We start from the raw sequence: 12,587 nt of genomic DNA on the forward strand, positions 1-12,587 counted from the left end.
CTCATCCAAAATCGCGTTTTTCTCGTCAACAGTGAAGTGACGATTCGACTGGCGGACAGGAATAACAAAATCCATCATGGACCTTCCCCGCCCGAGTGCCGCGTCCGGTGCAGACAGAAACCTGTCACACAAGAGCCTGACACACAGGGATAGTGGCCTGAATCTTCCGAATGATCGACCCAAGGACGCCCGACGCGCGAAGTCCTGAACCGAGCGGGCCAGCGGAGTTCTCACCAACTGGTGGCAACTGCTGAAGCGCCGCCCTGACTTGAGCATTCGTGTGCGCGAGTTGCCAGGAGATCTCGTTGGAAACGGCCGTGGGCTCATCCGGAGCGGCCAGCCCGGCCGCTTTCGCGGCGTAAGCGGCTGCGCCGAGAGCTTGCGCGCCCATGTGAGCGACGCTGGCAGCCTGTCCAGCAGCCCGGGCGGCCGCCACTGCCGCAGGAGAGCGCACTGCGAGCGCGGCCCGACCAGCAACGAAGCGCCGGCTAATTTCACAGGCGGCATCAAGTTCACCCTGAGCAAACGCCCGAGTACGAGCGATGGCATCACGTGGTCGACCGTCCGTACGAGCCTCCGTCTCAAACAAGACCAGGACTCGCTCAGCACAGTCTGCCGCCCACATTGCGACCAGGCGGCGATCGGCTTCGCTCAGTGACTGCGGGGAGGGCATGCCAGCATTCTTGCACGCCAGCCCCGGGGCGTTGGTCTTCTATACATGGCTGACAATTCGACGTCCCTGTCTCACCAAGGATTAGTCCCGGCCGAATCGGCAGAGGGGCACACTGCGTGCACTTCTGAGACATGTTCTTGTTCATCTCCGTCAATGCCTATGGGCGGAATGTTTACCGAGCTGAACAACTCTGCCTCGAGCTGTTCGAGGGCTTCGGGGTACACGGCCACGTCGACGGGTCCGATTGTTGTCTGCAGTGAGACCACTCGGAGCCCAGGGCCGAAGTTGACTGCCACAAGCTCGCGCACCTCCAGCGGCGCGCGCTCCGGCCCGGACCCTAGGTGAACGAAACTTCAAGATGCCCTCGACCACGACGGTCGCTGCCACCTTGGACGGAAAGGATCTCCGTCAGCAGGACCCGCCTCGGTAGATCAGCTCAATCGAGCAGCCCCTTCTAGGGCAGGTCGCAGGTCCAAATCCCGCTCGAAGCATCAACGTTCATGACGGGAGCGCTCAGTGAGTGCCGGCTTCCAAGACATCACGCCGCACGCAACCCCACCTCAATGAACCACCAGAAGCAACTCCGCCGTTTGTCATTCTGATCCCATCATCGCTGGCAGGTCCTTCACGCAACCAGGGCCCTACGCGCCACTCACGATCCAAGGGAGAGATCACCGAATGAGTGCACGCAGGTGGTGGGGCGGTGTTCATCCAGCTGATGCATGTGGGCCGGATGTCTCACCCGGACAATACTCGGCACGGCCGGCCGCCGGTCGCACCGTCGGCGATCTCCGCCGACCAGGAGATATTCACGCCAATAGGATTGCAGAAGACGCCGACGCCGCGAGAGCTGAGCATGGAGGATATCCGGGCCATCACGGCTGAGTTCCGTCCCGCCGCAGCTTCTGCCTCTTGCACCAGTTCCTCAACCCCAACGCCAACCACCGCACCGACTCCTACGGCGGATCGGTAGAAAATCGCTCCAGGTTCGTGATCGAGATCGCCCAGGCTCTGGCCGAGGAAATCGGGGCGGACCGGGTTGGCATCCGCCTTTCCCCTGCTATGCCTTTGGGTGGAATCGACGAGGGCGACACTGAGAGTGCGCGCGCTCAGTACCGGCACCTTGTCGGTGAGCTCGTCGCCCTGAACTAGGCCTGCCTGCACCTTCACCATGCGGGCGACGACGAACTCCTCCGCTCCCTCAGGGACCTATGGCCGACGGCGGTGCTCGTGGTCCGCTACGGACGTAACCGGGAGCAAATCGCCGACGACATCAAGGCCAGCCTTGCTGACATTGCCGCGCTGGGCCGTTTCGCGCTGGCCAACCCCGACATCGTCGACCGCCTCCGTTCCGACGCCCCTCTGAATGAGTTGGACCCCAGCACTCTCTACGGCTGCGGGGCATCCGGGTACACCGACTACCCGGCCCTTGCCCAGGTGTGACCCACTGCCCTCAGGCCGCCTGCCCTGTGTGCTCCCCTTGGGGCCAGGGGCGGCCAGCCCCCCGAAGGGGTACATGTGGTGGGCGTCCACGTCCGGTACGTCGACACGGCGATGGCTGCGAACGCCACCGATCCCAAGATGGACCCGGCTGATCTCGTACGGACCGTATTGGATGCCGTCGAAGCCAGCGAGTACGAGGTTCTCGCCGACGAGACATCCGTGCGGCTCAAGGCCGGACTCAGCGCCCCCCTCGAGGCTCTCTACCCACAACTTGCCCACAACAAAGACTAGGAAAAACGTAGTGCCGTGGTCATGACTCAAGTTCAGGACCACGGTGCTTCCGAACCCCGAATCAGCGAACTGGCATGGGCGTCTGCGAACAGGGGAGGACCACGATTACCCCGCTTCGAACGCGCAGAACGCGCGCGCTTCGCGGCTCACTCGTACTCGCAACCAGCGGGCTATCGTCTCGAGAGGCGGGCGCCCGGCACGCCCGCAGCTTACGAGGGCCATAGAGATGCGCCCCAACGTGGGTGCCCGTGCAGGAACTTCCAAGCCTGGGGCGCCAGCCGCTTCAATCACCCGCCGAGAGGACCAGTACCACAGACCCGAGGAACTCGAGGAACTCCAGCACTTCCCGTGCTACAAGAGGGTTCCCGTGGCATTGGCATGCAGCGTCAGCCGGGACACTTCCCCTTGACAAATATATGAGTAAAGTCATAATTGAGTTTAATCAGTATTGAGACATGGTGCGTTTCGTGCCGCCGCTAGGACAACGTGCCCGGCGCGACCGGATGGCGCCCCCGAGAGATTGCCTGCACCACCGGCAGCAACTACTAACCAACACCCGTCATAGAAGGGACATCACGGCATGCGAGCGTTCGTCGTCACAAAGTACAAGGAGCCGCTGCGCGAAGCGGAGGTCGCTGAGCCGAGCGTCGGCGAACGCGACGTGCTCGTGCAGATTCAAGCAGCGGGCCTGAACCAGTTGGACGAGAAGATCCGGCTGGGTGAGTTCAAGCAGATCCTCCCCTACAAGCTCCAGCTGATCCTCGGCAACGACGTCGCCGGCACCGTCCTCCAGGTCGGGGAAAAGGTGCGCGGGTTCAAGCCCGGTGATGAGGTCTACGGCCGCCCCGACAAGGACCGCATCGGCACGTTCGCCGAGCGCATTGCCGTTGCAGAGGAAGACCTTGCACTGAAGCCCGCATCGGCCGGTATGGAGGAGGCCGGCTCACTGCCGCTTGTGGCGCTCACCGCATGGCAGGCCCTGGTCGAGCAAGGCAACGTGCGCCCCGGGCACAAGGTTCTCATTCATGCCGGCGCGGGTGGGGTCGGCTCGATCGCCATCCAGCTAGCCAAGCACCTCGGCGCGACCGTCGCAACTACCGCCAGCAGCTCCAACGCCGACTTCGTGCGGGACCTGGGTGCGGACATCGTCATCGACTATCGCACCCAGGACTTTGAGCAGCTCCTGAGCGGATACGACCTGGTGCTGGACAGCCTCGGCGGCGAAAACCTGCAGAAGTCACTGCGCATCCTCGGACCCGGCGGGAAGGCGATTGGGATCTCCGGCCCGCCTGATCCGGCATTCGCCCGCAAAGCCGGCCTGAACCCCGCGCTGCGCCTGGCGATCACCGGGCTCAGCAGCAAGATCCGGAGGCAGGCCAGGAAGCTAGGTGTCAGCTATGAGTTCCTCTTTATGCGCGCCAGCGGCGAACAACTCCGGCACATCAGCGCCCTGGTTGACGACGGCGTGCTGCGCCCAGTCGTTGGGAAGGTCTTCACTTTCGACCAGGCCCCACAAGCGCTCCAGTCTCTCTCCGCGGGCGGCTTCCGAGGCAAAGCAGTCCTCACCGTCAACAGCTGACCAACTGCCAGACATTCATCCCTAAGCAATCCAGGAGAACAACATCATGGACAACACCGACGCCTCACAGGAACCAATCGTTGCCTCATACGCGCAAGCACCTGCCAGTACCATCACCGCCGGTGGCGTCACCTACGCCTACCGCGAGCTGGGGCCAAAGGGCGGCATCCCCGTTGTGTTCTTCGTGCACCTCGCTGCCACAATGGATAACTGGGATCCCCGCATCATCGATCCCATTGCTAAGAACCGCCACGTCATCACCTTCGACCAGCCCGGTGTCGGCGCCTCAACCGGACGGGTTCCCGACAGTATCGAGGCAATGGCCGGAGACGCCTACACCTTCATCCAGGCCCTCGGGTTCGACAAGATTGATGTATTTTCCTTCTCACTTGGCGGCATGATCGCTCAGGACCTGGCCCTCAAGCATCCCGACCTCGTCCGCAAGCTCGTGCTGACCGGAACTGGTCCGCGCGGTGGTAAAGACATCGAGAAGGTCGTCGGCACCACCTGCGGGGACATCCTCCGCGCAACGCTGACACGGTCGGACCCCAAGGAATTCCTGTTCTTCAACCGCAACAGCACCGGCAAACCCGCCGCGAAAGCGTTTATCAAACGCCTTCAGGAGCGAACCGAGAACCGTAACGAGCCAATCAGCACCCGTGCATTCCAGACGCAGCTGAAGGCAATCCAGAAGTTCGGCCGCTCCGCCCCGTCGGACCTGTCGACGCTCACGCACCCCACCCTCATCGCCAACGGCGACAACGACCGCATGGTGCCATCCGTTCTCTCAGAGGACCTGCACCGACGCATCAAGGAATCCGAGCTGATCATCTACCCCGACTCCGGCCACGGCGGCATCTTCCAGTACCACGCCAAGTTCGCCCCCGCCGCCGTCGAATTCCTCGCCCCCTGACCTTCACGCTCACGAAAAGAAGGTACTAATGGGCACTTCACCAGCAACACCCAACCGCAGGTGAAGAAGCACTTTCACTTCCTCCGTCCTGCTGTGGGTACGCACCGAGCAGTCCCGCCAAGCAGGCATGGACTACTGGAAGGGCCCGCACTCCGGCATCATCGCCGCCACCCCAGGCCTGTCGGAATACCGGCAGATCCACCTAGCAGAACACAACCCAGCCTGCGGCCCCCCACCACCGGGGCGGAGACCGCCATCCCGGATGACCGGAAGATCGACGGCATCGCGGAAGTCACCTTCCAATCCGCCGCTCTCCCCCTGGGGTTCGCCGACAGAGCGGCCCGGGGCGCCTTCCGGTTGAGATGCTTTCCCGCCAGCTGACGCCGCTGGCCTCCGCGATCCGCGCCTACGACGTCGACGCCGCCCTCACCTATGTCAGGCAGGGCCAGGCCCTCCCCCACTACGAAGAGTAGAGACGCCGCGGGAGGGACTCGGGCTCCCCGGGATCGTTATACTCATTACTGAGTCCAGTCAGTTTACATCCGGAGGAACCCTCAATGCCTGTCGCGTCCCAGCCGCTCGGACGGCGCGAGCGGAACAAGCAGCAGAAGCTCGATCGCATCACTGCCGCAGCCAGCGAGCTGTTCGCGGAGCACGGGGTCGAGGAGGTCACAACCCAGCAAATCGCCGATAAGGCCGACATCGGCACCGGAACCCTGTTCCTCTACGCCAAAACCAAAGGAGAACTGCTCCTGCTCGTACAGAACGCCCACTACGCCGAAGCGCTCGAGCGGGGCGGGACTCATGCTCAAGCCATCCCGGATGTGCTGGATGCAGTGACGGCCATTGTGCGGCCGATCGTTGAGTGCAACCGAACCCAGGTAGACAACGGGCGCATCTACCTGCGGGAGATGGTGTTCGGCGACCCGACGGAGCCACACCACAGCGAGGCCCTCTCCATCGTCGCGCAGACCGAGGAGGCCATCGCTGCAGTCCTGGGCAGGGAGGAGCTCGCCGGTGCCGGTGATGCCGCAACGACTGCACGCATTGTCTCGGCGATCATGTTTGTCAGCATGGCAGCAAGCGTGAACGCTGCCTTGAGTACCGAGGCGATCGTGCAGGACATCAGGACTCAGATTAGCCTGCTCGTGCGCCGCTGACGCCTCCGGCAAGAACTTCGACGAGGTCCAATGTCCAGGGCACGCCCCGTGCACTTTGTACGCTGAATAATCCGATCCTTGTGCCGCCCGGGTACCACTGTAGGGGCGGCAGCAGCCGAACTCGGACTGAACCGGGCAACAATATAAAGGAAGCTGTCCCGACTCGGCATCACGGCGCACAAGTAATGCCAGAGTTGGGCAGGGTGACGAAAGGTCCGTTATCGGCGATTCAAAGCACGGGAGTAGAAGTGGATGCTAGAACTCCCGCGCATGAGGGAACTTGGCCTTTCCGCAGTCAAAGCTCGCTTTAGGGTGGTGACGATCTTGGAACGTCAGGAGTTAGTTTGCTCCTGGATCGCCTTCCGCCGTAGGCATCCTGCATCTAATGCGTGGTTCCACAACTTAGGGACCCATAAGTGATGGCGTTGCCCGTTGGCCATCGCGCGACCGAGTCACACACCGAACGTCCGTCCTTGGTTTTCTGCCGCAGCGTATTTAACCCGGCGCTATTGCTGATTGCGTGCTTCGCCCCACCAAGGCTCCGTCAAACGGCTTTGCGTTGGATAGCGGTGATAGCTGCCATAGAGATAAGGAGGCCCTGAGGGCAATGGACAGCATTGCGGTGAAATTACCAGTGGATTCGATAAGGGCACCGCTGAGTAGTGGTCCTATGGCAAATCCCGTGCCGATCATGAGGTTTACGACGCTCATAGCGTGAGCGTTGCCCAGTCCGGCGAGGGTGGACAGCAGGTAGGGAAGGATGAAGGTCCAAGCGAACTTGAATAGAACCGCTGCGATGGCGAACCGGACGAGCCCGGGCGCGCCGAACAACAAGGCGAGGCTCAGCCCCATGTTCCACTTAGGCGCCCTTCCAGCCATCGAGAAATCATGCAGGTGAAGGTGGCGGTGTCCCCCGGACCGAGGAGAGGAACTCTTGAGCCTTTGGATAACGTTGCCGGCACCCTGCCGCGGGTCGTCACCACCTTCGTGGACACAGCAGATTCCACTGCGAGCACGGCACTGCGCTGGATGTCAGTTCGTCGTCGGACCAGCACCGACGCGAAGACTTAGCGGGACGACGGCGGCACGACTTGGACTGCGTCTACGAACTTGGGTGCAACGCAGATTCGAGTCCCAAGCCTTGGATGCCGCCAGATGTCGCCCTCAATATCCAGAGCGCGGGTGTGCCGCTCAAGGCAGGCATCACCTCACCCCTGGCGATGAACCTCGCGTCACTCGGATCCCCAGCGGCTGACCACCATCCGGTTCTCGGGCAGTGGTGACCAGTGCGTGATGGTTCATCGAGCACAAGAGTCGAAGCAGCCGGGCGACGTTTCTTCATGACATTCCTTATTTGAGAGGGCCGGCGGGGTACCGGCCTCGGTTGGTAGTGCACATAGCCAGTCTAACGATTGTCAACAATCAACGATAGATTAAGCGGTGATTCTTTTGTTCTTGAATTCCGACAGATAGCGACCCGTCACGGTTTCCCAGGACGCCGGAAGGGAATTCTGATGTCCGGCCACATGTCTGGGGCTCTGACTTGGATGGCGCTGAGCGCGGGCGCTGGCTCTTACGGCGTGGACATTTCCTTTCGGGCCGGCGCACAGGGGCGGCGGTGTTTGGCTGCTCCGATTGCGGTGTCGTGGAGGATGAAGGCGAGCAGGGTGGGGCGGCGTTTCCACCACATCACGTAGCCCCAGATGACCATGGCGGCCAAGCCGCCGGCGACGGCGAGCAGGACGAGTTGGTTTGGCAGGCCGAAGAGCAGGCCCATGTGCGCGGCGATGGCCCAGTGGGTGAGTGTGGCGGCGAGGCCGAAGTCCTTGAAGCCGGCCCGGCTGGTGACCTTTTCCGTGGCCGGGCCGATCGCGACGGCGCTGGCGGTTGCAGGCCATTCCCTCCCGCTTCGGTCACGGCCCAGGCTGTGCCGGCTTTTGCCGGGGGTTTGATGTCGATCATCGGGGCGGTGATGATGTCGTCCCGGGCGATCCGCTGGACGGTGTCGTAGAGGGCCGGGTCCGAAGCCCCGCCGGCTGGTGCCTGCGCCGTGGTGTGGTCGGCGTGGTCACCGGCCGGTACTGAGGGAGGTCCGGTCAGCGTGGTGGAAACGGTGGGTGTCAGCCAGCCGAGGCTGGTCCGCAGGGCGGTGCAGGGTGCTCGGGTTCAGCCTGTCCGGCGGCGGTCTTCTCGTTCCACTTCACCACGGTCCCATCGGTGTAGGTCTGCCCCGCGGGCAGGTTAACAGTGGTTCCCTCGTCAGGCAGGATGCCGACGGAGAGCGAGAACGCCTGGTATTCATTCTGGCCGATCTGGTGGGCCGCGTCAGCGGTCCAGACGACGCTGCTCGGGTGGTGGCGGCTGCGGCGGTCTTGAGGGTACGGCGAATCGAGGTAGTCATGGGGGAATGCCTTTCCCAGAGAATGCATACAGGTCAGGGACGGGCGGCCGGCGCGGCCGGCCCGGGACAGCGGGCGAAGCGCCGCCGTCGGCCCCTGCCCGTGAGTGAAAGGGGACCGATTCTAGGCGGCGGGCACCACTGCGGGAGATCCCCCCGTGACGGCAGGCGCAGCCCAAGGCGAGTCCGGGGAAGAATGACGGTCAAGGTACACAGACCCGGGGCGCGGGCCGGAACGATGGTGGCCGGTTCGGGTTGCCGAAGGAGCGGGCTCAGCCATGAGGCCAGGATTCCAAGGGCCTGTTCGCCCCGGGCCAGGAGCAGCACAGTGCCCAGGGTCGCCACGGCGTGGGCAGCAAACATGAGCCCGTCGGGTGCCGCCCCGTGGATCGGTGCCACCGCGGTGAACGTCTCGCGGGCCTGGGATGCCGCGGGGTGCCCGGCATGGCCGGACAGCAGTGCTGGGCTTATCGACGCGGGGGCGCTTGCGGAAACAGCGCTGAGGGCCCAGTGCAGCCAGAGCTGTCCGGCTCCGAGCAGCCCGATAAGCACCGGAAACGACAGGCGGAACCGGGTCAGGGCAGCCACCGGGATCATGGTCACGGCGCACAGGGCCGCCAGGATGGCCGGTTGCGGTAGCTGGCCGCCGCCGGCCAGGTGCCCTCCCGCTGCCAGGCCAACCACGATGGATCCGATCAGTCCGGTGTGGAACAGGCGGAAGGAGGCGCGGGGCTCCCCGAGTCCTTCGGCAGGCTTCACATCACCAATGCCCCCATGGCCGGCGGCCGGATCACTATCGATATTGCCGACTCCGTCCCGTCCGTCCAGGGGCTGCCCGATGGGATGGTGTTCCATCAGGGCCACCGCCCGTGGCTGGCGGAACTCGTAGAGCAGGCCGGTCGCCGCCAAAAGCCTGCGCTTTGGGATCAGTCTGTTTCCGGTCCGAAGCAGTAGTGGCAGTTTTCGTCGCATTGATCTTCGGGTTCAGCGGTGCTGCGTGATGCCCCCTGATCTGCTCCCTCGTCTAACACTGCTATCCCTACCTTCCTCGTGGCGACCGGTGCACGGCACATCGTTGGCCGTCTGCTTCAGAACGTGCTTGCGTCAATGACAAACCGGTAGCGCACGTCGCTGGCGAGGACCCGTTCATAGGCGTCGTTGATTTTGCTGGCCGGAATGATTTCCACTTCGGCCCCGAGCCCGTGGGCAGCACAGAAGTCGAGCATTTCCTGGGTCTGCCGGATGCTGCCCATTTTGGAGCCAGCGAGGCTGCGCCGGAAGCCGATGAGGGACCAAGCCCGCTGCTTCAAGGGCTTGGAAGGAAGCCCGACGAGAACCATCGTGCCGTCCAAAGCGAGCAGGGAAAGGTAGTCGTCAATGTTGATATCGGCGGAAACGGTGTTGATGATGAGATCGAAATGTGATTTGAGAATCTCGAAGGTGGCGGGGTCGGAGGTGGCGTAATAGCCTTCCGCCCCGAGCCGGAAGGCGTCCTCCTGCTTCTTGAGGGACTGGCTGAGCACCGCGACTTCGGCGCCCATGGCGGCTGCGATCTTGACGCCCATGTGGCCGAGCCCGCCCATGCCGATGATGGCCACGCGCTTCCCCGGTCCGGCGTTCCAATTGCGCAGTGGCGAGTACATGGTGATGCCGGCGCACAGCATCGGTGCGGCCGCTTCGAGCGGAACGCCGTCAGGAATCCGCAGGACATAGTGCTCATCCACTACGATGCTGGTGCTGTAGCCGCCGGCGGTTGGCAGACCGTCCCGGCCCACCGAATTGTAGGTGCTCGTTGATCCGGCCAGGCAGTACTGCTCCTCCCCTGCAAGACAATTGACGCATTCACGGCAGGAATCCACAAAACAGCCCACCCCCACAGGGTCGCCCACTGAATGGCGCGTGACCTTGGCTCCGACGGCTTCGACCACACCGGCAATCTCGTGCCCTACGACCACCGGGTATTTGACTCCTGCCCAGTCCCCCCGCGCGGTGTGGATGTCTGAATGACATATTCCTGTGAACTTGACGGCGATTCTGACCTCAAATTCGCCGGGGTCGCGCCGTTCGACAACGCCGGGCTGCAATGGGGAAGTGGCCGAAGTGGCGACATAGGCCTTTGCGTTGGTGGGCATCTTGTGGCTCCTTCGTTTTGGAGGGTCTTGGCTACAGAGGCAGCGGGCCGGCTACGCGGGCTTGGGGGTTTGCCAGATGCTCGGGGCGAAGAATATCGTCAAGGTCTTCTGCGGTCAGTAGTCCCCGTTCGAGGACCAGGGAGGTGACGCTCCGACCTGTTGCCAGGGCCTGACGGGCAATGGAGGTCGCCGCGTCGTAGCCGATAAGCGGGTTGAGGATGGTTACGACTCCTATGCTCGATTCAACCTGCGAGCGTAGGAATTCCTTGTTGGCTGTGATGCCGCCGATGCAGTGGTCGGCCAACGTGGTGCACGCGGCGGTGAGGTGTGTCAGGCTCGCGAACAGTGAGCGCGCGATGATCGGTTCAAACGCGTTCAGCTGCAACTGCCCGGCCTCGGCCGCCATGGTGATAGTCAGGTCATTGCCGATGACTTCGAAGGCTACCTGATTGACGACTTCCGGTATGACGGGGTTGACCTTCCCGGGCATGATGCTCGATCCTGCCTGACGCGGGGGAAGGTTGATTTCGGCGAAGCCCGCGCGTGGCCCTGAGGACAGCAGCCGCAGGTCGTTGCAGATCTTCGACAGCTTCACGGCGACGCGCTTCAGTGTCCCGGAGAACAGGACGAAAGCGCCGCAGTCCTGCGTGGCTTCCACAAGATTGTTGGCGGTCACGAGCGGCAGCCCCGTGATGCGACGCAGGTGCGCGCAGGCTTCTGCGGCGTACCGGGGATGAGTGTTGATTCCTGTTCCAATGGCGGTCGCGCCAAGGTTGATCTCGTGCAGGTGGATCAAGGCTTCACGGATCCGGCGTTCGTCCTCGTCGACCATCACTGCATAGGTGCTGAACTCCTGGCCCAGGGTCATCGGCACAGCGTCCTGCAGTTGGGTCCTGCCGACTTTCACCACATCGTCGAACTCCAGGGCCTTGCGCGACAATTCTTCCCGGAGGTGGGCCATGGCCGACAACAACTCGAAGCTTCCCTGGACCGTGGCGATCTTGATCGCCGTGGGATACACGTCGTTGGTCGACTGGCCCAGATTCACATCCCCGTTGGGATGAATCATGGAGTATTCGCCTCGGCCGAGCCCTAGATGCTCCAGGGCGCGGTTGGCGATGACCTCGTTGGCATTCATATTCGTTGAAGTTCCTGCTCCGCCCTGGATGACGTCCACGACGAACTGCTCCAGCAAGCGGCCGTTTTCGATATCCCGGCAGGCCTGGGCGACAGCATCCTTCTTCACTGCGTCAATCAGCCCCAGATCGAAGTTTGCCAGCACCGCCGCGTGCTTGATCTGTGCCAGCGCCTTAACCAGCCCCGGATATGCGGAGATCGCGATGCCGGTAATCGGAAAGTTCTCCACTGCCCGCAGCGTCTGAATCCCCCAGTACGCGCCGGCAGGAACCTCCCGGGTCCCCATGAAGTCTGTCTCTGTCCTGCTTCCGCTGGTTTCCACCATGGACGATGCAGTGCTGTGTGCCATTTCTCTTCTCTTACTGCGGGAACCGGTGATTGCCGGGGTTAGTTGGACGGGAAGTTGTAGGAGGCACCCGAGGCGTGGGTGGGCTCGGGCCAGCGTGAGGTGACTACTTTGCCGCGGGTGTAGAAGGAGACGCCTTCGGGGCCGTAGATGTGCTTGTCACCGAACAGCGAAGCCTTCCAGCCGCCGAAGGAGTGGTAGGCCACCGGGACGGGCAGCGGCACGTTGATGCCGATCATGCCGACGGTCACGGAGCGCTGGAATTTGCGGGCGTTGGCGCCGGAGGAGGTGAAGATCGCGGTGCCGTTGCCGTAGGGGTTGGCGTTGATGAGCTTGATGCCCTCCTCCAGGTCCTCCACGCGGACGACGACGAGGACCGGTCCGAAGATTTCCTCGGTGTAGGCGGTCATTTCGGTCTTGACGTGGTCCAGGACGGTGGGGCCGACCCAGAAGCCGTCCTCGTGGCCGGGGACCACCAGGTCGCGGCCGTCCACCACCATGGCCGCGCCGGCGGC

The 12,587-nt window shown here is 63.1% G+C and carries 12 protein-coding genes and 3 pseudogenes; 8 read left to right on the forward strand and 7 right to left on the reverse strand.

Annotated features, from left to right (window positions below; translation table 11 throughout):
* Positions 1-124: 124 nt before the first annotated feature.
* A complete protein-coding gene (locus AC1DDG_RS21320; RefSeq protein WP_476877643.1) occupies positions 125-673 on the reverse strand; it encodes a putative immunity protein in 549 nt (182 codons plus the stop codon).
* A gap of 733 nt (positions 674-1,406) precedes the next feature.
* Between AC1DDG_RS21320 and AC1DDG_RS21325 the strand changes: the two are divergent.
* The 7 genes and pseudogenes from AC1DDG_RS21325 (at position 1,407) to AC1DDG_RS21355 (ending at position 7,342) form a co-directional block, all read left to right on the forward strand.
* Positions 1,407-1,825, forward strand: a pseudogene (locus tag AC1DDG_RS21325) (oxidoreductase).
* Between the two features lie 78 nt (positions 1,826-1,903).
* Positions 1,904-2,116, forward strand: coding sequence for a hypothetical protein (locus AC1DDG_RS21330; protein ID WP_476877644.1), 213 nt, complete (start codon positions 1,904-1,906; stop codon positions 2,114-2,116).
* 78 nt (positions 2,117-2,194) lie between these two features.
* The gene (locus AC1DDG_RS21335) at positions 2,195-2,407 is read left to right on the forward strand and encodes a hypothetical protein (protein ID WP_476877645.1); all 213 of its coding nucleotides are present in this window, start codon (positions 2,195-2,197) and stop codon (positions 2,405-2,407) included.
* Between the two features lie 580 nt (positions 2,408-2,987).
* The gene (locus AC1DDG_RS21340; RefSeq protein ID WP_476877646.1) at positions 2,988-3,986 is read left to right on the forward strand and encodes an NADP-dependent oxidoreductase; all 999 of its coding nucleotides are present in this window, start codon (positions 2,988-2,990) and stop codon (positions 3,984-3,986) included.
* A 46-nt stretch (positions 3,987-4,032) separates the two neighbouring features.
* Positions 4,033-4,899: an alpha/beta fold hydrolase gene (locus AC1DDG_RS21345; RefSeq protein ID WP_476877647.1), complete on the forward strand. Its 867-nt coding sequence runs from the start codon at positions 4,033-4,035 to the stop codon at positions 4,897-4,899.
* A 557-nt stretch (positions 4,900-5,456) separates the two neighbouring features.
* Positions 5,457-6,059 (forward strand): TetR/AcrR family transcriptional regulator, encoded by a 603-nt coding sequence (locus AC1DDG_RS21350; RefSeq protein WP_476877648.1) that lies wholly within the window; start codon positions 5,457-5,459, stop codon positions 6,057-6,059.
* A gap of 1,145 nt (positions 6,060-7,204) precedes the next feature.
* The gene (locus AC1DDG_RS21355; protein ID WP_476877649.1) at positions 7,205-7,342 is read left to right on the forward strand and encodes a hypothetical protein; all 138 of its coding nucleotides are present in this window, start codon (positions 7,205-7,207) and stop codon (positions 7,340-7,342) included.
* 290 nt (positions 7,343-7,632) lie between these two features.
* On the opposite strand, the gene AC1DDG_RS21360 is transcribed toward AC1DDG_RS21355, so the two are convergent.
* From AC1DDG_RS21360 to AC1DDG_RS21370, 3 genes and pseudogenes are all read right to left on the reverse strand, one after another.
* On the reverse strand, positions 7,633-7,983 hold the full coding sequence (locus tag AC1DDG_RS21360; protein WP_476877654.1) for a PepSY domain-containing protein: 351 nt from the start codon (positions 7,981-7,983) through the stop codon (positions 7,633-7,635).
* A gap of 223 nt (positions 7,984-8,206) precedes the next feature.
* Positions 8,207-8,410, reverse strand: a pseudogene (locus tag AC1DDG_RS21365) (DUF1775 domain-containing protein); the annotation flags it as partial.
* Between the two features lie 83 nt (positions 8,411-8,493).
* A complete protein-coding gene (locus AC1DDG_RS21370) occupies positions 8,494-9,216 on the reverse strand; it encodes a hypothetical protein (RefSeq protein WP_476877650.1) in 723 nt (240 codons plus the stop codon).
* Here AC1DDG_RS21370 and AC1DDG_RS21375 point away from each other — a divergent pair.
* Positions 9,190-9,411, forward strand: a pseudogene (locus AC1DDG_RS21375) (hypothetical protein); the annotation flags it as partial. The gene AC1DDG_RS21370 and the pseudogene AC1DDG_RS21375 sit on opposite strands and share 27 nt — an antisense overlap.
* 134 nt (positions 9,412-9,545) lie before the next feature.
* On the opposite strand, the gene AC1DDG_RS21380 reads toward AC1DDG_RS21375, so the two are convergent.
* From AC1DDG_RS21380 to AC1DDG_RS21390, 3 genes are all read right to left on the reverse strand, one after another.
* Entirely contained in the window at positions 9,546-10,589 is a 1,044-nt protein-coding gene (locus AC1DDG_RS21380; RefSeq protein WP_476877651.1) for an NAD(P)-dependent alcohol dehydrogenase, read from the reverse strand.
* Positions 10,590-10,620: 31 nt separating this feature from the next.
* Complete coding sequence (gene aspA, locus AC1DDG_RS21385) at positions 10,621-12,075, reverse strand: aspartate ammonia-lyase (protein ID WP_476877652.1); 1,455 nt, start codon at positions 12,073-12,075, stop codon at positions 10,621-10,623.
* A gap of 38 nt (positions 12,076-12,113) precedes the next feature.
* The coding region (locus AC1DDG_RS21390; RefSeq protein ID WP_476877653.1) for an aldehyde dehydrogenase family protein at positions 12,114-12,587 on the reverse strand (474 nt) is incomplete at its 5' end.

The sequence above is a fragment of the Arthrobacter sp. 10L430 genome, assembly GCF_056395245.1.